Raw genomic sequence first — 21779 nt, 5'->3', positions numbered from 1 at the left:
TCCATCATGAACTTCGCTTCAATCAAACACTGGGCCGGCGTCTCGCTGGCCACCTCAGCCCTGCTCTCGTTGTCTGCGTGCTATTCACTGGCGCCTGACTACAGCGTGCCCGACGATCAGACACTGACGCCTTACAAGGAGCAGAACCTGACGCCCCCTGCTGGCTGGAAAACCGCACAACCGGCTGACCAAATGCCTCGCGGGCAATGGTGGCAGGTCTTTGGCGACCCGTTGCTCAATGATCTTGAAAACCAAGCCTTGAGCGCCAACCAGAACTTGAAACAGGCAGCAGCCAGGGTTCAGGAAGCTCGCGCCTACCATCAAGGCGTCGAGTCCCGACGTTTGCCAAGCCTGGATGCAGGCTTTGGGCCCTCACGTGAACGCGATTCGCACTCTTCGACTGACGGTGCTCAACCTGCGACGACGTACTGGAGAGCGCAGATGAACGTGGCCTACGAGGCCGACTTGTTCGGTCGCGTCAGCGACGCCATCAAGGCATCCGGCGCCGAGGCTGAGCAGAGCGCTGCGCTTTACCAGTCGGTGCTACTGGCGCTTCAGGCAGACGTCGCGGTCAATTACTACCAACTCAGAAGCCTGGATGCGCAGATCAAAGTCTACGACGACACCCTCAAGCTGCGTAACGATGCTCTGGCGTTCGCCCGCAGCCGTTCCGAAAGCGGGCAAGACAGCCAACTGGATCTGATGCGCGCGCAAACAGAGCTTGCGTCCACGCAAGCCGACTCACTGGCGCTGTCCCGTGCTCGTGCGGTCAGTGAACACAGCCTTGCCGTACTGCTGGGTCAGCCCCCGGCCAGCTTCAATTTCGCGGCAAAACCGATTGAGGCACTTGCCTTGCAGATTCCGGTCGGAATTCCATCGGCCCTATTGGAGCGCCGGCCGGACATCGCTGCCGCAGAGCGGGCCATGGCGGCGGCGAATGCGCGGATCGGCGTGGCCAAGGCCGCCTACTTCCCGTCGCTGTCGTTGACCGGGACGGCAGGTTACGAGGGCAATACGCTGAGCGAGTTGTTCCAAGGCTCCAGCAAAGCGCTCCTGCTTGGCCCACTCACTGGCACCATGCTGCACCTGCCATTGTTCGATGGTGGCAAGCGCAAGGCGGATCTGGAAAATGCTCGCGCCGCTTACCAGGAGCAGGTCGCACACTACCGGCAGACCGTGCTTAACGCATTGCTTGAGGTCGAAGACAATCTAGCCGGGGTTCGACTTTTGGAGCAGCAAACCCAGGCTGAGACCCAAGCTGTCAATGCTTCCATGGGTGCTAGCCGTATCACTCAGGCGCAGTACCACGAAGGCGCAAGGGATTACCTGAGTGTATTGGATGCCGACCGCAGTACCTTGCAAGCCCAGCGCAGCCTGGCAGGGTTGTACGGCGAACAGTCGATCGCCACAGTACGGTTGATTCGTGCGCTGGGCGGTGGTTGGGGTAAAGCAACAAGCGAGGTGCCGGTGACGCAGTAAATTCATGCCGTTGCGCCGCTCGATCTGTTCGCGCGGCAAAACGGTAATGTCGATCAAGTGTGTTTAAACGGTGTCATTGCGATATACCGACGACAGGCCGCTCCGTGCGCAGAGTGTGAGAACGTTCTCAGCCCAATGGTCATCCCAGGCGGTGCTGAAAATCGCGTAAATACGCAAAATTCAACCCAGTGCGTCCAAGACCTAACTGTCGTGACTGGCATCTAGCTTGAACCTCAGTAATGAGGCCTCGCTAAATGCCTCTAAAGACTATATATGCTGGCCTATCACTGTACGGTGAGAGAACAGAACAACCCGAAAGCATGTTTTTCTCGGTATTCTTTCGGCGTCATCGACAGCTTTTCCTTGAACAACCTGGTCATATGACTTTGGTCGGCAAAGCCGCAATCCATGGCCACGGCCTTGAGCGGCACATTGCGCAGGGTCGAAAGCAACCGTTCGGCTCGCTTGAGCCGTTGTGCCTGTACATATTGATGCGGCGAAACGCCAAACACAGTTGCAAACACCCGAACGAAATGCGATGGGCTCAAATCGACGATGGCGGCCATGTCCTTGACCGATATGGTGCCCGAGAGGTGCGTCACTATATAGCGCTGTAAGGTGTCCAAACGGGTTCTTGAAATACGTGATGCGGTTTCGTCCTGACCATTACATTTGATGTATTTGCGCATGAGGTGAATGCATAGCTGTATTTCCAGCGACTGCGAGAAAAGATCGCTACCAGGCTCCTCACTCAGCGCTTCGGCCTCGTAGCACCCCATGAGCGCGGACAGCGCAGCATCATTGACGATCGGGTAATGGTCAACGAAGATGCGGTCAATGTCCTTGTGAAATATTTCGCTGGCGACTTTGGCCATGAGTGCTTGCGAAATGTAGATATGGCTGACTTCTATATCATTCATCCAATACCAGCGAGATGACTCGCCACGAGTGAGTATCGTTACATCATCCTCATTTACGGCATTCTTCCGCCATCGGGAACCGTCGTGAAACCCGAGATTCGACGTTCCTTTTTTCCAGCGAACCAACTCATAGTCCCTCATGCAGGGTATATCTACCTCGGTTTTATAGAAACGATAACCGCGGATTGACATACCCTTGTTCGGCACCGTATCCACAGTGCCATTGATAGTGACCTCGCCTGGTATCACCTCGAGCATTTTCTCGGGCGCCAAAAGAATTAGACTCATCACAACTCCTTTATTGTCATTAAGTAGTGGAGTTTTTTCATAATCACGGACCCGCCAGTCACCTGACCCGATGCGTGTGCCGCCTTCTCAAAATAGCACACGCAAAAAGCCGATCAGGCTTGGCTCATGATCATCACGAGCCAAGCCTGTCAGCGTAACGTCAGGTCCATCACTTAGACTGTTTCTTGATGTCGTCTTCTGCGGCGTTGCTGGGCCTCCAGCGGCGAAGATCCGTCTGGCGCTCATAAGCCTGGGCGGTTGGATAGGTAACCAGCTCAATCGTACTGCCCCAGGGCGTTCTAGTGTAAACGTAGCGATTGCCCGCACCGGCATCGAGTCCCGGAAGGTCCCCTGGCTGGCTCAGCAAGATGCCGCCTGCCTTCGTTAATTGATCGGCGGCAGCGTCGATGTCGTCGACATAGATGCAGATGTGCTGGATACCAAGATCACTCGGGACTACGGGATTGGCCTGCGTCACCCCCGAATACGAAAACAGCTCCAGATTGGGCCCGTTGCCAAGCCTTAGCATGCGGATGACCTGGATCACCGCGCCTTTCGCGATTCCAAGCCCTGACTCCACTGCCGGTCCACCCAGCGGCTTGTCCAGCATGTCATAAAGCACCTGCGCGCCAAACGCCTCTTTAAAGAAACGGGTGGCCTCCTCCATGTCCGGAACGGTAATCCCGACGTGCTCGATAGCGCGAACATTCATAATGTTTCTCCTATGCGTGCGGCGGACCAAAAACCTGATTGCGTGGCTTCGTACATCCTCCCTCCACAGGCGCGCGTGCCAATGCTTTGCACGCGATAGTCATCGACCAGTCCGGCATGTAATGTCGACGCCGTGCGTGCGCTGGCCATGATGACCTGGCCGGCCGCGGGTAGGTCGGCGTGGGTGACTATCCTGGCGTCGAGGTTTTGCAGGAGCCCCGTAAGGTGGCCGCGCTGCATATCGTTGGTATCCATGCCGACGTCAGCCGCCGGGGATAGCAAGCTGACCTTTTTCCCGTTCTCAGCCAGCCAGAGTGCTGCGAAAAGAGCAACTTCGGTCTCTCCATACACCACGACCTCGCTCGCCGACGGAAGAATGCCACTGGACATCATCTGGGTCACATCTGTGCCGGGCTCCGCAGACTCGGTTCCGGTAGCAAGCAACACCGTATCCCACAGGTGCGGATTCACGTCCTTGCCATCGGAGTGCAGGAGTACCTTAACCCCTACGCGATCGAGTTCACTTGCGTAAAACTCGATCATGTTGATGACCTCTATACGAAACGGGCTCGCCGATGCCCAGGCCCAGAGTTGTCCTCCAAGGCGTCCATCGCGTTCGAGCAAGGTGACGCGGTGACCGCGTTGAGCGGCGAGGATCGCCGCCTCACAGCCGGAAGGCCCTGCGCCGATTACCAACACTCGCTGTTTGCTGGCGGCTGGACGCCGGGCCTGCTCGGCACGCCGCTCTTGGCCCAGGGTGGGGTTGATAACGCACTGCGTGCCTTTACCGTTGAACATCCAGCGCGATATACACTCATTGACGGCCAAGCAACGGCGCACGCTTTGAGGCTGTCCACGCTGGGTCTTGATGACCGTATCGGGGTCAGCGAGTCCCGATCGTCCGAGCGCGACAAAATCCAGTTCACCTGCCGATACCGCTTGGGACATTTCGTCGAGTAGCCACGTCAAGCGGCCTACGCCAATGACGGGTATCGATACCCTCTGCTTCACCGCCTTGGCATAATCGACCAACGAGCCAGGGGCTATCATCGGTAACAGCGTCATCGCTGTATCGTAATTGCCGGCACTGACATCCAAGGCATCTACATGGGGCTCGAGCATTTCACAGAACGCCAGCCCGTCCTCGAGCGAAAGCCCGCCTTCATAAGGTTCGACCACGCTGAGCCGGTACAGCACTGGATAGTCCGGGCCGACCTCGGCGCGTATGCCACGGACCACCTCGAGGGCGAACCGTGCGCGATTCTCCAGGCTTCCTCCCCAGCTGTCCGTGCGTTTGTTGGTGAAAGGCGATAGAAACTGGCCAAGCAGGTAACCGTGGGCGCCGTGCAGTTCCACAGCGTCGAAGCCAGCCGCCACTGCACGACGGGCGCCTTGGATGTACTTGTCTATCAGACCTGGGATCTCATGTTCCTCTATCGCGCGCGGAGCTGTACCGAATGCGCTGGTGATACCGGCAGTGGGTGCCAACGGCGGCTCGTTACGCTCAGTGTTACCTTGTGAGTTCTGCCGCCCAGTGTGATGCAGTTGCACGGCAATCTTCGCGCCTTCGCCATGCACCGCATCCACCAAATTGCTGAGCCCGCCAATGAAACGATCGTGATCGATCCGGATCGGATGCCCGACAGTACGCCCGACCTCCCAGTCGATGGAGGTGTTTTCAGTGATGATCAAGCCAACCCCGCCTCGGGCACGCGCGCGATGGTAGTCGATCAGCTTGTCGTCGACTTCACCGAAGGTGCTGGCGAACTGAGTAAAGATGGGGGCCTGCACGAACCTGTTACGCAGCTGCATCGTACCAATCCGACCGGGTTGGTAGAGTGCCGCGGCAGGCCCATCTGACATCACCAAGGTTCTATCGTTTGAAAGGACCATAAGCTATCTCCTCAGGTCATTGTTTTTATTTTTGAGGCTTGATCATGGGAGGCAGGGTCTCAGGGGTATTGAATATTCATCTCGGTTCGTTGAAGGAAATGACTTTTACGACCTGCACGATTTCCAGTGGCCACGCGGAGCGACAGGGCATGGAAGAATCGTTCAACAGGTCCGCAGAATTATTCAATACCGCGCTAGATCGAACGCACAACACTACCGGCACACAACAAAAACAACAGCTAAGAGGAACGTCATGAAGATACTTGATATCTACACCCGCCTGCTCGCCTTTACTGCCGTACTGGCCAGCGCTCCCTCCGTTGTCTACGCCGCGGACGCGCCCGAGATCAGGGCTCAGGTCGCCTTGAAAGAAGTGGCCTCTTGGGAGGGCACGCCCTATAAGTCCTACCCTACAGGCCAGCCACAGTTGACGATTCTGGAAATCACCATACCGCCTCACACGGCACTGCCTTGGCATCAACATCCGATACCTAATGCGGCTTACGTGGTTTCTGGAGACTTGACAATTGAGGACCGAGTATCCGGAAAATCTCATAAGGTAAGCGCTGGGCAGGGGTTTGCTGAGTCCGTAAATTCCAGCCATCGGGGGGTGACGGGGGATAAGCAGGCGGTGGTCATAGTGACCTACTCGGGCGTGGAGGGAACACCCTTGTCCATTCCCGACAAAGGTGAAAAAGTCGAGTTCGAACATGTGGAATAAGCTTTGAGGTTGATGGTCAGTCTGCGCCAACAGTAACGCTCAGGGCCAACGTGCCCCGTCGGCCAGCCTCGCGTTTACGCGGATAGATCATCTACCAACGCACAAGTGGGCCGATAGCGACAGGTTTTGACCGCCACTATCGGCCGCCCATCACTCTAAACTCTATATCAAGAGTGATGCCGTAGCCTTAGGCCGCAGGCCAATACCGCATTCAGCCTTCGATCCAACTTCCATATTCCTGAGTGTCAATGGGAATATTGAATGTTTTGATATAGGCCAAGAGCATGCGATAGTAACTAATGACAATAATGGCATCACTCAACTCTGGTCAATTGGTCTGTGTTCGTAGCTGCGCGCGCCCATTAAGACGAATTGAACGTCAATTCCCAGGGAGGCCAAGCGCTGAAGATAGTCTGCACGAGGAATGCGGACGCCAGTCTCATATGAACTTGAGCATTTGCTCCTACACCGCAACGAGTAGCCGGGGTTTCTGAGACAGACCTAATGCACTGCGCTCGCTTCGTAACCGGTCTTTAAGCATTTCTTGATCCATTGTGGGGGAGATCGTACCGCTGCGGGCCAGACCGGCCGGTCAAATGAATGTAGCTATCCTGCGACTCTATTCGAATGCAGTTATTTTTTGCAGTATATTCTCACACCTTAGCCTCGAGACAGCTGGCTAGCTAGGCAGTTGGAGAGCGTTGAGCGCTGGTCCTTTTCTGCCCAAGGAGTGGGTCAGCTCAGGTAATAGAGATTCAAAGCGTTCCGCAGGCTCTGCCTAAAAATGTGTCACGCAACAAGAAAAAAATACGTAATTAACTGATTTAAATATTAAAACCTTCTACCTTGCAATCAATTGATCTCATGTTCGACTCTTAATGCTAAACCAGTATTTGCCCCTAAGTGATGCCGAAAGGTGAGCCAAATTTGGTCGACTCCGCCTGATGCGAACGACAGCAATCGGTCCAGAGTGTGTAAAAACGTCAGATTGGGTTTTTTATATCGACGCTAGGAGACCGTGCTGACGTTTCGCAAACTGATCAATACACCGACAGACTGACACCAAGTTAAAACTCCTGGGCGGCCCTGGCATAAGTCCGCCGCGTATTCGGGTTGCGGATTGGCCGTGAAGAACTCCAGAAAGCGCATGCCCGCGCGCTCGCCAGCTTGACTAACCAACTCCGGAAGCGAGGCGTTTACCGCTGAACTCAGAGCAAGCGAGGTCATGGGGTTTTATCAGCTTCAGTCCCGCCAGCCAACTCATCAGTGGTGTAGAAGGTGTCGGGTTCAAAACCGCCATGAAAGTGCTGGATAAAGGTCGCCTGCACATTGCTGCCCTGAGCGTGGGCGCCGCAGAACGCATGCTGGCTGACTCTTTGAACTATGCGATCGAGCGCAAGCAGTTTGGCAAGCCGATTGTCGAGTTTCAACTGATCTAGGCAATGCTTGCCGACAGCAAGGCGGAAATCTATGCCGCGCGTTGCATGGTGCTCGATGCCGCACGAAAACGTGACCAGGGTCTGAACATCGGCACCGAGGCCTCCTGCGCCAAGATGTTCGCCACCGAGATGTGCGGCCGGGTCGCTGACCGTGGCGTACAGATCCACGGCGGTGCCGGCTATGTCAGCGAATACAGCATCGAGCGGTTCTATCGCGACGTACGACTGTTCCGGATCTACGAAGGCATGACCCAGATTCAACAGCTGGTCATTGCCCGCAACATGATTCGCGACGCCCAGAGTTGATCGCTCGGACTCAAGCCCCCTGCTCCCTATAAATACAACAAGGTGACGTGATGGAAGCTGTAGCTCAGGTCAATGCCCAGGCATTGGCCAAAAAGAACACGTGGGTGTTGGTATTCGTTTTCTGCTTTCTTGGCTTGTTGATTGATGGCGCTGACCTGATGCTGCTCTCCTACAGCCTCAGCAGCCTGAAGGCTGAAGGCTGAAGGCTGAATTCGGCCTGACCAACGTCGAAGCCGGCAGTCTGGGAAGTTTCACTCTGGCAGGCATGGCGATTGGCGGTATTTACGGAGGCTGGGCCTGTGATCGTTTCGGACGGGTAAAAACCGTCGTCTGGAGCATCATTCTTTTCTCCGTCGGCACGACCGTGCTCGGTCTGACACAAAACTATTGGCAGTTCGCAATCACCCGACTCTTGGCATCACTGGGAATCGGCGCCTTGTATGTGGCCTGCAACACGCTGATGGCGGAATACGTACCCACGCGCTTTCGCACTACGGTGTTGGGTACGTTACAAGCCGGCTGGTCGGTGGGCTATATCGTCGCGACGTTGTTGGCCGGATGGATCCTGCCCATCCATGGCTGGCGCTGGCTGTTCTACATCGCGATCATTCCGGTCATCCTCGCGGTGGTCATGCAGCGTTTCGTGCCGGAGCCACAAGCCTGGGTCAACGCACAGGCAGAACGTGCGAAGCAGAAAATCGACGGCGGTTTAAAGCAGGCGGCGGTCAAGCGCGGGAGCATGTTCAAACAGATTTTCGGTGATCCCAAGGCGCGCCTGATGTTCATCTGCTGGGCGCTGACGGCGGGCTTCCTGCAGTTCGGTTATTACGGCGTGAACAACTGGATGCCCACTTATCTGGAAAGCGAGTTGGGCATGAACCTCAAGTCCATGACCGACTATATGGTGGGCACTTACACCGCTATGATCCTCGGCAAGATTATTGCCGGGTTCGCCGCCGATCGAATCGGACGCCGTGCCGTGTTCGCTTTTGGTGCCTTGGGGACGGCGGTATTTCCGCCGATCATCGTGCTGTTCCAGAGCCCGGAAAACATCCTGTGGATGCTGGTGGTGTTCGGTTTCCTGTACGGCAATCCTTACGGCGTAAATGCCACCTACATGACCGAAAGTTTCGAAGCCAAGTTTCGCGGCTCTGCGGTCGGCGGCGCTTATAACATCGGACGTCTGGGTGCAGCGATTGCGCCCGCGGCCATTGGGTTCCTGGCGTCCCATGGCTCGATCGGGGTCGGCTTCCTGGTGATGGGCGCAGCCTATTTTATCTGTGGTGTGATACCCGCGTTGTTTATTCGGGACAAACAATTCGATCCACAGAAGCAATGAGCGCGCGATAGTTCGATATTCAAATAGTTGCCTGCCGACATTCGTGTCTGGCAGGCAGTTGCGTATCACCTGGCTTAGATGACATCGACATTGTTTCCTCCAGGTCTACCCTCAGTAGACATTTAGATCATCTATCAACCATCCAGTACGTGATAGCATCGCGCTATAGTGCGACATATTGTCACCCTGATTACAAGCCCCCCCACCTACGATTTACGCCCATGAGTTCGGGCGAATTTCAGCGGATGCATTTCCTAACAAGAGGATTTCCGACGTGTCATCAGATCTTAACCCTGGCCCTTCAAGAGTCTCGCCCTTGCTGCGGGTCTATACGGTCATTGTTGGCGTAATACTTTTGCTCACCGGTGCCTACCTGGGTTACGCCGGCGCGCAGTTGATTGGTTTGGGAGGCTCGTTTTACTACCTGCCAGCTGGCATCGCGTTAATCGTCACCGCTGTCTTGCTTATGCGTCTGGATCTGCGCGCGGTTTATCTCTATAGCGCTTTCTTTGCTGTAACGCTGGTTTGGTCGCTCTGGGAAACCGGACTGCAGTTCTGGCCTCTGGCTGCACGCCTGGGGATGTTCGCTGTGTTCGGTTTGCTTATTGCTTTGTGCGCGCCGGCTTTGCCGCAGGCACGCAGCAGTAAAAAAGTCCGACCGGTCTCTTATAGCATTGCGACCGTTATCTTGCTGGGGCTGGTGGCGGCCTTCGTCAATGCCCTGTATCCGACCTGGCTGGTCAAGCCGACGTCTACACCGCAAGTAGCCTCAGACTACAACCCAGCTGCAGACAAGGCGCAATCCGTGGGTTTCGGCCGCACGCCATCGGGCGAAGGCTTCACGCCAGACGCTCAGATCACCCTGGATAACGTCAAGGATTTGCAGATCGCCTGGACCTTCCGTTCCGGTGACATCACGGCTAACGGCCGCGAAAACCAGAACTCGCCTCTGCAGATTGGCAACGTGCTCTACCCCTGCACCCCGACCAACCAGGTCTTCGCCTTGCGCGGCGATACCGGGGAACAGCTCTGGCACTTCAACCCGAAAGTTGACCCTGCTGCGACCGCAGACTGGATGCGCTGCCGTTCGCTGGCTTATTACGAAGTCCCTGGACTGGCTGATGATGCGCCCGGCAAAAAGCGCATTTACGTGACTACCGGCGACATGCGCCTGATCGCTCTGGATGCCAAAACCGGCTTGCCAGTGCCGACCTTCGGTGAAAACGGCACGGTCTTCCTCGCTGCCGGGATGGGCGCAGTGATTCCAGGGTTCTACAACCCGACTTCCGGCCCGCTGCTGGCAGGCAAGAATCTGATCATTGGCGGCTGGGTGATGGATAACCAGTCGACGGACGAGCCTTCCGGCGTTGTCCGGGCCTTCGACGCGGTAACGGGTCAATTCACCTGGGCGTGGGATGTGGGCCGCCCTGGCGAGCCGAATCCACCGGCAGAAGGCAAAAGCTACACACGCAGCACCCCGAACATGTGGGCAACCCCGACCTACGATCCCGAACTGAACATGGTGTACCTGCCGACCGGTAATGGCACCCCTGACCTGTTCGGTGGCATGCGTTCAGCAGCGACTGATCGCGTCAGCACCTCGGTGGTCGCGGTGGACGCCACCACAGGCCAGGAGCGCTGGGCCTATCAGCTTGTGCATCACGATGTCTGGGATTACGACCTGCCATCCAAACCCGTGCTTTATGACATGCCTGATGGCAAGGGCGGCCGTATTCCGGCGCTGGTCCAGGCAAGCAAAAACGGCGAGATCTTTGTGCTCGATCGCCGCACCGGGGTGCCGATCACCAAGGTCGAAGAGCGCGCGGTGCCTACCAACGGCGTCAAAGGCGAAAACCTTTCCAAGACCCAGCCTTATTCAGTCGGCATGCCGCAGATGCGTGATGCCGTCCTGAACGAAGCCATGATGTGGGGCATTACCCCGATTGACCAGTTGAACTGCCGCGTTCAGTTCAAGGGCCTTTACTACGCGGGCGACTACACGCCGCCGCAGATGGATTGGTACTTGCAGAACCCGTCCTGGTACGGCACCACCAACTGGGGTGGTCAGTCCATCGACAAGCAGCATGACCTCATGATCGTCAACGATATGCGCGTCATGATGAAGGCTCGCCTGCTGACCCGCGAAGAGCAGATCGCCCGCGCTGCCGCCAGTGGCAAAGGCTCCCACAGCGTCGGTGGTGTGGTGCCGATGAACAATACGCCTTACGGTGCTGAGCGCGGTATGGTCCAGTCGTTCCTTGGCGTGCCATGCACTACCCCGCCATTCGGTACGATGGCCGCCATCGACATGAAAACGCAAAAGGTGCTCTGGCACCGCTCCCTGGGTACACCTGAGCAGTTCGGCCCACTGGGGATGCGCACGCATCTTCCAATCGAGCTGGGCATGCCTACGCTGGGTGGCTCGACGCCAACTGGTTCGGGGCTGATCTTCTTCTCGGCAACGTCTGACTACTACCTGCGGGCACTGAACAGCCTGACAGGCGAAGTGGTCTGGAAAAGTCCGCTGCCAGTGGGCGCCGGCGCCACGCCGCTGGTGTTCACCTCGCCCGAGGATGGACGCCAGTTTGTCGTGGTCACCGCTAACGGTGCACGTGCGGCACCAGACCATGGCGACTTCATGATTGCCTTCGCATTGCCTAAAAATCTGAAGAAGTAGTCACCGGGGGGCAGCCATAAATGACTGCCCCCTCCCGCCCGACACCTATCAACTCAATGGCGAAAACCCTGCCAGCAGGCATACGGTTGAGCGCATCTCCAGCAACTGTGGCCCCGAGTTTTCTGGCGGCCACACACCGTCAGCCACTGCGCGGCCCCGCACATCAAGGCGCTGTTCAAGCGTTGCGTATGGCCGGATATGCAGGTAACGCGGCGTACGACCATCAGTCGCGTAGAACGCGCCGTAAACCGGCGAGTAGGCTGAAGCCGTTCTTGGCCCTGCCGATTTCTCCCAACCCGCCAGCGTTGGTGTCAGCCCCGAGGGGATCAGCAACTCGTAGAATGGCCCGTACTTCCCTGGCTTCAAGGGTTTGATAAAGGGAAATATCGTGTAATTTTCGACGGTCATGTCGGGCATCAACGCCTCGATTCCGAAGGCGTCAGCCGCCAGCAAATAACGCTCACGCTCGTTCTGTCTCGCGGACTCATCGCTGAAGCCACGAAACACCAACACTTGATTCAACGGGTCAATCTCCGAGCCCCAGCAGCCCATCAGTGTGCCGCCCACGCCAGGTAGCGCCAGGGTGCTTCGAGGATGTCGAGTGCGGCTGCGGGTGTGCGGACACGTAAGGTGAAGGTGATCAATTATAGAGTTTCATTTAATGCCCGGGCTTGTCTCACAGCATCAACAAGGCGCTCGCACCTTGCATATCACTGGATAAAAAAAAGCCAGGCTGAGTAGGCCTGACCAAAGGAGTCTTTTGCAGATCAGCGCCGTAGCGCAAGTCGGCCTAAGGCGTTATGAGGCGACAGCCTTGTAGGCCTTCTGCGCCGAGGCCACAGCCGGCCGATTTGGTTGAAGGTGGCTTCAAGGTCAAGGGCCGCTGGAAATACTCCAGTGGCTCCATGGGCGCCGAGTTGATTGGCGTTGGCATCATCCCGCGTAACGCTGCCACGGCTGGCCGTCATGCCGCAGAGCGCAGCACGCATTGAGCAGACCTGGGACACCGTCGGCCTTGCGGGCACCGGCAGCCATGATGTGGTGGTTGATGACGTCACCGTTCTCGAAGAGTGGACGTTCATACGGGGCGGCGAAGCCAATCTGGACGAGCCGTTTTTCCGCGGTCGCCAGATGTTCAGGTACAGGCAATCTTCACTGACGTGTCCTGGCACCATGTACTCCCGGGTGTAAGGCCCGAACCCATCGCTGAGTTCCTGCTGGCAACTGCTGGCGAACTCGGTCGCTACGCGCTGACCGCTCCACGACGCCGGTGGTTGAGGCATACGCCATCTATTCAGGCCGACGGGCGGCGCAGCATAAGGAACCCCCAGATAAGCATCCACGCCATTGCCACGCGTGCCTGCCAGAACACCTTGTTCCACCTTAAGGATAGCGGCTTGGGTTTCAGGACTCTGCGCAAACACCCCGGCTGCGACAAAAGAACAGGCAACGATTTTTTTGATCGTGAAAGTGCCTTTAATGCCGGCAAAAGAAAAGGAAACGTCAGGCCGGATGCTGCTCCAGCCTGGGAATCGAGAGAGGTGACGATGCTTGCTGCGGTGCCTGTGGCGGCTGAGATAGAGCGAAGGGTATCAACCTGCACTCATTAAAAGGCAATGACTGACGCAGGCCATTTACAGGACGGGATCAATCATTTTTTCTGACCGGGCAACATGCCGATCAGCGTCTCGTCCTTGTCAACGAAGTGGTGCTTCAAGGCTACCAACACATGACCGCCTACCAGCGCGCCACAGCACCAGGCCGTCCAAGTGTGGATGTACTTGGCCAGGTCGTAGAGTTCAGGATCAGGCATAACCAAAGGCGGCAAGATAAACAGCCCGGCAACGAGAATGGCTTTGTCTGCTACTGAACTCCAGTACCAGCCGGACATAGGCAGCGCGATGAGGGCGACGACGTAAAGCAGCACGTGGCCAATCATTGCTCCGCGCTTCATCAGCGGACTCATGCTTGCCGGCAACTCAGGCGGACGATTCATCAACCGCCAGGTCACGCGCAGAACGATCAGAAAAAGCAGCGTGCTGGCCACCGCTTTGTGCAGGATGGTCAGTTGATGATGTGGATTCAACTCGTCACGCCAGTGGGTGGCCAGGATGCCCACTCCCCAACTGCAAATCCAGAGTAACGCCATGCCCCAATGCAGCCACTTGGCGGGACTGGTGTAACCGGAAGTGTTCGTGTTTTTCATGGCGGTCTTCTTCGATGACTTAACGGACTGCGCCGCCTGCTTACCTCGGATGAAATTCCGCCATCAGACCGCGCGCCACAATCCTATAGTGGAAACCCAGCTCGATAAATAATCGCTAAAGATCAAATGTGTAGACTCCAGCTCTACAAACAACCATCCGATGCTCTGTGTTGGCCAGGACACTACTGCCAGTGCTCACACAACCGGACCAGCTCATCCACCACATACCTCACCTTGGGCCGCAAGTGCGACACCTTGGGCCATACCGCGTGGACCTCAACAGGCTCTGGCTCATAGCCGCCCAGCACCTCCACGAGCCTGCCTGCTTCAATATCGTCATTAAAGAGGCAGCGGGGCATCTGGCACAAGCCAATGCCCGCCACGGCGGCGAGGATCATCGCCTCGCCATCGCCGATCTGGTGGGTGGCGGGAGGTGAGTAGCGAACGCTTTTCTGCCCTTCCCTCACACGCCAGGAAAGTGGCTGGCCCCGTCGATGGCCGACGATGCAATGATGACGGTTCAGATCTTCCAGGGTGTCAGGTACGCCGAAGCGCTTCAGGTAACTCGGCGCAGCACAGATAGCCCAGCGTTGTCGTGCTAGCCGGCGAGCAACCAGACCGTGGGTATCTTTCAGCTCCCCAAAACGAATCAGCAGGTCGATGCCCTCTTCAATCGGATCGACCAGATGATCAGAAAAAGTCATGTTCAGCTGCAGCGCGGGATACTTGTCAGCGATTTCGAATAACAAGGGCGCGACCACCCGACGCCCGAAGGCCACGGGCATATCCACGCGCAAGCGGCCGGAGGGTTCACGGGTTCCCGGACCCAGTCCACTCTCAGCGGCACCGATTTCTTCGAGTGCGTTGGAGCAGGCGATGAAATAGGCATCACCGTCAGCGGTCAGGGAGATGCGACGGGTGGATCGATGAAACAGCTGCACCCCCAACCGCTCTTCAAGGCGCGCAATGGACTTGCCTACGGCTGATTTGGAGACCCCCAACCGCCCCGCCGCCTCGGTAAAGCTATTGGAACGTGCCGCCATGACGAAGGTGAGAACGCCTTGAAACGAATCGATGGGGATCATAAACGCCTTAACTGTAGATATAAACGCTACCCACTTTATAGTTTTAGGCTGTTTATCGCCAGACTCTTCTACCCTAGGATGGTTGCAAGTCACGGACTGATCACTTCAGCCCGAGTTTTTATCCCAAGAGGAATACATCATGCCCGTAGTACGCGTCAGTTGGTTCGAAGGTAAAGAGCACGCTCAGAAAGCCACCGTGGCTGCTGAGATCACTGAAAGCATCGTCAAAAACACCGGCACCCCTGCCGAGTACATCTACGTGATTTTCGAAGACGTAGCACCATCGGATTGGGCAGGTTCGGGCAAGTTGTTCGGCGAAGCGCCTGAGAAGTCCTGACCCCAGAGACTGCACCGAATGCATCGGCTGGGTCAGCGATGCATCCTCACCTGACACCCCAAGACGCCGAAGATGGAAGAGATCCCCATGCATCCCCATATTTCCTGCCTGTTTACCCTTGCAATCAAACCCGGCGACTTTCCAGAATTCAAAGCGCTGATTGCCCAGATTGTGCCCGCGACCAAGCTTGAACCGGGCACCCTGGTTTACGAGTACAGCGTCAACGAAGACCAAAGCGTTGCGCATATTCTTGAGCGCTACAACGTCGAATCCGTGGTCAGCCACGTGGACGAGACCTTTGCTCCATTCGGCAAGCGCTTCCTCGAACTGTGCACCATCACCAGCCTGGTCGTGTACGGCACACCCGATGCCGAGATCCGCAAACGTCTGGATCCGTTCGGCGCTGTGTACATGACGCCGTTTGACGGTTTCAGCCGCTGATTGATTTGATCTGCGCAGACTCGATGGCAAAAAATTGAGGCTGCGCTTATGCCCCCGTCACCCCACGGGGAGCATCACCTGGGATAAGCAATCCGATAGATAACCAGGTCCGGACATGGACACTTGGGTGCTCGCGTCAGCCGAGGCTTACCTGGCATTTGAGGGGAACCCCAAACCAAGGGGTTCAAGTAACTGCAAAATCTCATCGGCGGTTTTGCGCACTACCGTGTCGTTGCGACGATCAGGGTGCATGGCGACCCAAATGTCGAGGCAGAGCATTGGAAGATTGTTGTCGAGCTTGACCAGGCGATTGTCACGATCACCAATGAAGCAAGGCAGCCCGGCAACGCCAACGCCGGTACAAGCTGCTTCGTATTGGTGGCTCAAATCAGTGACCTCGCAGGCAACCCGTCTCGCGCCTATGACTTCGTAAAGCCAACGCTTGTGCGCAAAGTCGCCCTGCCGGTCGGTGTAGCCGACGAACTCCCATTTTTGCTCATCCAGTGCATTCGCATAGTCGCCTTGCGCGTAGAGAGCGAACTGCATCTTGCCAACCTTTTTGACGATGTCCGTATCTTCAATAGGTGGCGAAAGACGCAATGCCAGGTCTGCCTCCAGACGCGACAGGGATACGAAATGAGGTTCACTCAGAATTGAAAGCTGCACCATCGGAGACATTCTTGCCAGCTCAGCCAGGTTTGGGGTTAGAAAGTGCCTGGCAAGAATAGGAGGCGCGGTGATGGTGACCTTCGCCCTTGTAGCGGCCCTGGACGACAAGCACTTGCGCTCAACGGCGAACGCCTTTTCTTCCATGTCCAAAACATCCTGCATGATCTGCTGGCCAATAGCGGTCAGACGCGACTCACGCGGGAGTCGATCAACCAAACGTACATTGAGTTGAGCTTCCAATGCGGCCAGCCGTCGGCTAACGGTGGCCTGATTGACGTCAAGCGCACGCGCAGCTCCCGACAGGCTGCCAGCCGTAGCAATTGCCAAAAAAAATCTCAGATCTTCCCAGTCCATGAGCCATGCGTTTATGCAATTAATGTACGCGGATTCTAGTATTTACGCATAGATTGTCAACCGTTACCGTCTAACCATTGATCTAACAGTGCGACCACAAAATCATGTCCAACACCGCCCCAAAAACCACCTCATTAGCCGCGATCCAGATCGCGGCATGCCTTGGTTTTTTAGTCGTCCAACTTGATGTCAGCGTCGTCAACGTTGGGTTAGGCGCTTTGAAAACCGCATTCGATACAAACCTGACCGGTCTGCAATGGGTCATCAACAGCTATGCGTTGGCGTTCTCGGCGCTCTTGATTCTGGGGGGCGCGGGGGGTGACAAGTTTGGCGCCAGAACCGTGTTCGCGTCGGGGTTTGCACTTTTTACCTTGGCGTCCATAGGCTGCGGCCTGTCTAACAGTATGACCATGCTGATCGGTATGCGTGTTGTTCAGGGTGTGGGCGCAGCCCTGTTGGTGCCCACCTCCCTGACATTGATAAGGCTGGCATTCGACGATCCTGCCAAACGGCGATCAGCCGTAGCAATGTGGGGCGCTTGTGGAGGTATCGCGCTGGCTGCGGGGCCGGTCATGGGCGGCCTGCTAATCGAGTGGCTCGGATGGCGAAGTGTTTTTCTACTCAACGTCCCCATCGGCGTTCTCGCGATTGGGTTGATCATGCGTTATGCACCACCCTCCCCCCGCATTGATAAGAAAGTCGACATACCGGGGCAGATCAGTATTGGTATTTGCCTGGCGTCATTGACCTATGCCCTGACCGAATCAAGTTCGAAAGGCTGGGTGACTGAAACCATCTCGACCATGACAGTCGCCGTGGTTTGCGCAATTGCGTTCGTCTTGATTGAGCGACGGGTCAAGAACCCCATGCTCCCCAGCCGATTGGCACAAAACAAAACCCTGGCAACCACTGCATTGGCCGGTGCGGCCATCAACCTCACCTTCTACGGCACCGTGTTTGTATTCAGCATCTACTTCCAGTCGTTTCTACATTACGACGCCTTTAGAACCGGCCTGGCGTTCATACCGCTTACGGCAGTGCTGACGATCTCCACGATGGTCTCCTCACGGATTGCCAGGCACGTCAGTGCGCAACGCATCATCACCGTTGGTTTCTTGATTCAGGCCGTTGGTTTCCTGGCGCTGGCCCGTGTCACGCCCGAGACGTCGCTTTGGTACCTGAATATCGCCCTGATGGTAGTGGGCATCGGCAGCGCTTCGTCCGTGCCCTCTATTACCAATTCGATGCTAGCGTCGGTGTCTTCGCATGACGCCGGCATGGCGTCGGGATTAATGGCGTCGGCCAGACAGCTTGGCGGCGTGATTGGTGTTGCGGTGTTTGGGGCCATGATCACCAGCACCGACCCTGCAGCTTTTTCCAAAGGGTTATCGAGTGCAATGATCGTCTCGGCAGCGGTTTTGTTGGTCTGCATCGCGGTGAACCATTGGGTCAGCCGTACGTCCCAACTGCCGGTCAGCACCTGATTACCGATAAACCTCTCAACCATTAACTTGAGTTTACAGGAGTGCCTTATGGCCAACCCAACCAGTTCCAATGACAAAATAAGTTCGAAGGTCGAAATCGATTATCCTGATTTTACGAAGTTGCCTGATCACGTGCGGGACAAGTTCGAAAAGCTGCCGACGAAGGTCAACTTCTTCCGGATGCTGGGTTACAGCCCGGGTGCATTCAATCCGATGATTGATCTGACCAATGCGATCTTCAGGGACCTGACCATCTCCGACTATCACAAGGAGCTGATGGTTTTACTCTTGGCTTCACATGAAAATGTCGCCTACGAATGGGAGCAGCATGTCTCCATCGCCCAAGCTGCGGGCGTCCGTCCGGACCAGTTTGTCGCTATAACCGAGGGTTGCTTGGAGGACACCCAAGCATTTAAAGAAGACGAGCGCGTACTGCTGCGGTTCGGCCAAGCCATCCTCGACAAAGGTAAGGCACCGGGCGTGCTGTTCAAACACGCCCAGGAGCACTTCTCGCTTCAGGAGTTGAGCGATGCAATTATCGTGATTGGTTACTATCGGATGTTGTCAGGCTATATCCAGACCTTCGACATTGCCATTGACGCACAAGAGGACGGGACCTGGATCAAGGGATGAGATTGGTGGCTGCGTTGCGCGTCAGGCTAGCCTGGCGCGCTCTAAACTGGGTCTTGTTGCGATCTAATCGGCGCGTCAACTGCTCTGGTGACAGCAGTACAAGCCTCTACCAGCCAGGGAATGCGTCGGCTGCAATACTCCAGATAAGTGTGAACAACCGCAGAGCGGTGCCGGTGCGCAGGATATAAAAGATTTAATGAAAATTCTGGCAATGGGCAGTCTGGCAACAAAGGCACAAGTAAACCGCTCTGAATCGCATCCTTGACGATAAAGGGGGGGAGTTCCGTCATAACCTCCCCTGCCAATACACTGTGCAGAAGATGCATGCTGTCATTTGTCGACAACACGGTATTGGGCACCACTGATACTTCCGGGAAGCGCCAGATCCCGTTGGTATTGGTGCCAAGGCTCCATGTTGCACAGGGAAACTTACTCAGATCACTGGGATGATTCGGCATGCCATGGGATGCAAGAAACTTGGGGCTGGCGACCAAGACATGTCGATAATCGAGCAGGTGCCTGGCGATCAAGGCTTCGTGCTCCACCTTGCCGACGCGAAGCGCTACGTCGATGCCGTCCTCGACAGGGTGAACGCGACGCTCCGTCGAAAGCAGGTGAACGCGGATGTCGGGATGATCTTGCTGAAAGTCCGAAATCAATTGCCACCAGGGCGAGAACGATGGGGGGACTGAAAGACGCAACTTACCTTTAACGTGGGCTTGGTCACTCATTACAGCGTCGTGGCCTTCTTGCAGCAGTTCCAGGCCACGGCTGGCATGCTCAAACAGGCGTACACCGGCTTCAGTCAGCTTCACGCCCCTGGCTGAGCGTTCCAGCAATTCAACCTTCAACGCCTGCTCAAGGGCACGAATCCTTCGGCTTGCGGTGGGTAGCGGGACCCCCAGACGTTCAGCGCCGGCGGTCATGCTACCGGCCTGGACGATCGTCACCAGCATCTGCACCGCATTGAGATCCATTTTCGCCCCTCTCATTTATGAAACGCATAGTCTCATCGACGGGCATTCTCTTTCAATCATGCACTCCATACAGTAATGCCTCGCATCGTTTATGAAAGAAGGCCCAACGTGTCGCTAACTACCTTTGTCGTAATCGCCAGGATCACTCTGCAGCCAGGGTCACGCACCGCGTTCCTACCGGTGGCGGCCGCAGACGCGCGCGAGTCCCTGGCGAATGAAGCGGGATGTATCGCTTTCAATGTTCTGGTTCCAGAAGACGATGAAAACCATGTGGTGTTCCATGAGATCTATCGGGACCGGGAGGCTTTCGATTTACATCTCACCCAACCCCACTTTCATGCCTTCGAGCGCGACGCAGAACACTTAATGGTCGGCAAACCCGAGATAACTTTCTTTGGCGCTTACTCAAACTGAAGAGCTGCGAACAGGCAGCTCACCCTATTCGCCGAATGCGCACTCGGAATAGCCAGAAGACTACTTCGCACCTCATGCGGGCCTCGAACAATCAAGGGCTCAACGCGACTCACGTCATATCGTGGCACCCACTTTTTGGAATCAAACCTTATGAAGCTCTACGTTTACGATCACTGCCCGTTCTGCGTGAAGGCACGCACGATTTTCGGATTCAAGAACATAGCCTTCGATCTCGTCATTCTCCTGAACAATGATGAAGCCACCCCCACCCGCATGATCGGCAAGAAAATGGCGCCCATCCTGAAGCACGACGGGCGCTACTTGGCCGAGAGTATGGATATCGTCGGTTATATCGATGGCCTTTCCGGCGAGAAGATCTTGTCCGGCCCTCTCAATCCGGCCGTGGCACAGTGGAATAGCGACGCATCGGGTCCGCTATTTTCGCTGGCACTTCCACGCTGGGCGGCGGCAGACCTCGAAGAGTTCTCCACGACCTCGGCACGTGCATACTTCACCCGAAACAAGGAGCGCATGATCGGCAGCTTCAAGGATCACATGGCGGCCAGCCCCGACTATATCGACGCGCTGAACCGTCATCTGCTGGCCCTGGAACCCCTGATCCAATCGTCCGATGCAGTGAACGGCGAGCTTTCCGAAGACGACGTCCACCTGTTCGCGACCTTGCGCAGCATGTCGATCGTGCATGGCATCGAGTATCCGCCTGCTGTCGACGCTTATCGTCTTCGAATGGCAGAACTTAGCGGCATTGATCTGCACGATTCGATAGCGATCTAAGGCCTCTCCTTCACTGGCAACCACCGCGACCCATCAACTGCAAACTAGGGCCCGGACGAACCGCGGCCATACAACTGTCGCCTCTCCAGCCCGGCGTTCTTTGCTTACTCGACGAACTATCTCATTGATGTCGAGCATGGTGTGATTGTGGACGTGGAGCCGACACTCGCCCATCGAACCGCCGAGGTCGAAAGCACCAAGACCATGATTGAGCGGGTCGAAGAACAGTTCGCCATCAAGCCGGATCGGCTCATTGGCGATACCGCTTATGGAACCGCACCGATGCTGGCCTGGATGGTGGACCAAAAAAACATTGAGCCTCATGTGCCGGTTTGGGACAAAACCGAACGCAAGAACGACAGCCTCTCGAGCAGCGATTTTCAATGGAATGAAGAAACGCAGGAGTATCGCGGTCCCACCGGACACGCCCTGCGTAGCGAGTGGCGGGCCTTCAAGAACCAGCGCTCACATGTCACGAAAGCTGGCACCATCATCTTTCGATCCCGACAAACCGACTGCGCTACATGCTCGATGAAAGCGCGCTGCTGCCCGAACACTTCGTTCCGAAAAATCGCCCGTAGTGTCCATGAAACGGCGCGAGATGTGGCCCG

16 protein-coding genes and 6 pseudogenes are annotated in these 21779 nt (G+C 56.3%); 13 read left to right on the top strand and 9 right to left on the bottom strand.

The features are described from left to right. Nucleotides 1–6 precede the first annotated feature (6 nt). Nucleotides 7–1479: an efflux transporter outer membrane subunit gene (locus AFK24_RS00355; protein ID WP_065831349.1), complete on the top strand. Its 1473-nt coding sequence runs from the start codon at nucleotides 7–9 to the stop codon at nucleotides 1477–1479. 284 nt (nucleotides 1480–1763) lie between these two features. Here the strand turns inward: AFK24_RS00355 and AFK24_RS00350 are convergent, their stop codons facing one another. From AFK24_RS00350 to AFK24_RS00340, 3 genes are all read right to left on the bottom strand, one after another. Then, entirely contained in the window at nucleotides 1764–2687 is a 924-nt protein-coding gene (locus AFK24_RS00350; protein WP_065831348.1) for a helix-turn-helix domain-containing protein, read from the bottom strand. 169 nt (nucleotides 2688–2856) lie between these two features. Further along, entirely contained in the window at nucleotides 2857–3399 is a 543-nt protein-coding gene (locus AFK24_RS00345; RefSeq protein ID WP_065831347.1) for a VOC family protein, read from the bottom strand. Beyond that, the gene (locus tag AFK24_RS00340) at nucleotides 3396–5261 is read right to left on the bottom strand and encodes an FAD-dependent oxidoreductase (RefSeq protein WP_276204923.1); all 1866 of its coding nucleotides are present in this window, start codon (nucleotides 5259–5261) and stop codon (nucleotides 3396–3398) included. The genes AFK24_RS00345 and AFK24_RS00340 overlap by 4 nt, the downstream gene beginning before the upstream one ends. Before the next feature lie 283 nt (nucleotides 5262–5544). On the opposite strand from AFK24_RS00340, the gene AFK24_RS00335 reads away from it, so the two are divergent. The 4 genes and pseudogenes from AFK24_RS00335 to AFK24_RS00320 all read left to right on the top strand — a co-directional run bounded on the left by AFK24_RS00335 (nucleotide 5545) and on the right by AFK24_RS00320 (nucleotide 11773). Continuing rightward, nucleotides 5545–6012: a cupin domain-containing protein gene (locus AFK24_RS00335; RefSeq protein WP_080482003.1), complete on the top strand. Its 468-nt coding sequence runs from the start codon at nucleotides 5545–5547 to the stop codon at nucleotides 6010–6012. Between the two features lie 1247 nt (nucleotides 6013–7259). After that, nucleotides 7260–7757: pseudogene (locus AFK24_RS00330) on the top strand (acyl-CoA dehydrogenase family protein); the annotation flags it as partial. Between the two features lie 50 nt (nucleotides 7758–7807). Next, nucleotides 7808–9096: pseudogene (locus AFK24_RS00325) on the top strand (MFS transporter). 274 nt (nucleotides 9097–9370) lie between these two features. After that, entirely contained in the window at nucleotides 9371–11773 is a 2403-nt protein-coding gene (locus tag AFK24_RS00320; protein ID WP_240500319.1) for a membrane-bound PQQ-dependent dehydrogenase, glucose/quinate/shikimate family, read from the top strand. A gap of 48 nt (nucleotides 11774–11821) precedes the next feature. Here the strand turns inward: AFK24_RS00320 and AFK24_RS00315 are convergent. After that, nucleotides 11822–12417 (bottom strand): annotated as a pseudogene (locus AFK24_RS00315) (NIPSNAP family protein). A 192-nt stretch (nucleotides 12418–12609) separates the two neighbouring features. Between AFK24_RS00315 and AFK24_RS31450 the strand changes: the two are divergent. Further along, nucleotides 12610–12895 (top strand): annotated as a pseudogene (locus AFK24_RS31450) (flavin-dependent monooxygenase); the annotation flags it as partial. A 41-nt stretch (nucleotides 12896–12936) separates the two neighbouring features. Here AFK24_RS31450 and AFK24_RS31845 read toward each other — a convergent pair. The 3 genes and pseudogenes from AFK24_RS31845 to AFK24_RS00300 all read right to left on the bottom strand — a co-directional run. Further along, a pseudogene (locus tag AFK24_RS31845) lies at nucleotides 12937–13116 on the bottom strand (carboxylesterase family protein); the annotation flags it as partial. A gap of 308 nt (nucleotides 13117–13424) precedes the next feature. After that, on the bottom strand, nucleotides 13425–13979 hold the full coding sequence (locus AFK24_RS00305) for a cytochrome b (protein ID WP_065831343.1): 555 nt from the start codon (nucleotides 13977–13979) through the stop codon (nucleotides 13425–13427). A gap of 182 nt (nucleotides 13980–14161) precedes the next feature. Beyond that, on the bottom strand, nucleotides 14162–15064 hold the full coding sequence (locus tag AFK24_RS00300) for a LysR family transcriptional regulator (protein WP_065831342.1): 903 nt from the start codon (nucleotides 15062–15064) through the stop codon (nucleotides 14162–14164). Between the two features lie 139 nt (nucleotides 15065–15203). Between AFK24_RS00300 and AFK24_RS00295 the strand changes: the two genes are divergently transcribed. Continuing rightward, complete coding sequence (locus AFK24_RS00295; RefSeq protein ID WP_020291262.1) at nucleotides 15204–15401, top strand: tautomerase family protein; 198 nt, start codon at nucleotides 15204–15206, stop codon at nucleotides 15399–15401. Nucleotides 15402–15488: 87 nt separating this feature from the next. Next, the gene (locus AFK24_RS00290) at nucleotides 15489–15842 is read left to right on the top strand and encodes a putative quinol monooxygenase (RefSeq protein WP_020291263.1); all 354 of its coding nucleotides are present in this window, start codon (nucleotides 15489–15491) and stop codon (nucleotides 15840–15842) included. Nucleotides 15843–15989: 147 nt separating this feature from the next. On the opposite strand, the gene AFK24_RS00285 is transcribed toward AFK24_RS00290, so the two are convergent. Further along, a complete protein-coding gene (locus AFK24_RS00285; RefSeq protein ID WP_065831341.1) occupies nucleotides 15990–16865 on the bottom strand; it encodes a LysR family transcriptional regulator in 876 nt (291 codons plus the stop codon). Nucleotides 16866–16969: 104 nt separating this feature from the next. Between AFK24_RS00285 and AFK24_RS00280 the strand changes: the two genes are divergently transcribed. Beyond that, the gene (locus AFK24_RS00280; RefSeq protein ID WP_065831340.1) at nucleotides 16970–18349 is read left to right on the top strand and encodes an MFS transporter; all 1380 of its coding nucleotides are present in this window, start codon (nucleotides 16970–16972) and stop codon (nucleotides 18347–18349) included. A gap of 48 nt (nucleotides 18350–18397) precedes the next feature. Next, the gene (locus tag AFK24_RS00275) at nucleotides 18398–18982 is read left to right on the top strand and encodes a carboxymuconolactone decarboxylase family protein (RefSeq protein ID WP_065831339.1); all 585 of its coding nucleotides are present in this window, start codon (nucleotides 18398–18400) and stop codon (nucleotides 18980–18982) included. A 41-nt stretch (nucleotides 18983–19023) separates the two neighbouring features. Here the strand turns inward: AFK24_RS00275 and AFK24_RS00270 are convergent, their stop codons facing one another. After that, complete coding sequence (locus AFK24_RS00270) at nucleotides 19024–19959, bottom strand: LysR family transcriptional regulator (protein ID WP_065831338.1); 936 nt, start codon at nucleotides 19957–19959, stop codon at nucleotides 19024–19026. Between the two features lie 108 nt (nucleotides 19960–20067). Here AFK24_RS00270 and AFK24_RS00265 point away from each other — a divergent pair, with 108 nt between their 5' ends. The 3 genes and pseudogenes from AFK24_RS00265 to AFK24_RS00255 all read left to right on the top strand — a co-directional run. Further along, nucleotides 20068–20373: a putative quinol monooxygenase gene (locus tag AFK24_RS00265; RefSeq protein ID WP_080481999.1), complete on the top strand. Its 306-nt coding sequence runs from the start codon at nucleotides 20068–20070 to the stop codon at nucleotides 20371–20373. Between the two features lie 150 nt (nucleotides 20374–20523). Further along, entirely contained in the window at nucleotides 20524–21168 is a 645-nt protein-coding gene (grxB, locus tag AFK24_RS00260; protein ID WP_065831336.1) for a glutaredoxin 2, read from the top strand. Between the two features lie 90 nt (nucleotides 21169–21258). Then, nucleotides 21259–21779: pseudogene (locus tag AFK24_RS00255) on the top strand (transposase); the annotation flags it as partial.

The organism is Pseudomonas syringae, assembly GCF_001698815.1.
In the GTDB taxonomy this organism is placed as follows: domain Bacteria; phylum Pseudomonadota; class Gammaproteobacteria; order Pseudomonadales; family Pseudomonadaceae; genus Aquipseudomonas; species Aquipseudomonas syringae_A.
This window is presented reverse-complemented; position numbering and strand designations above follow the sequence as displayed.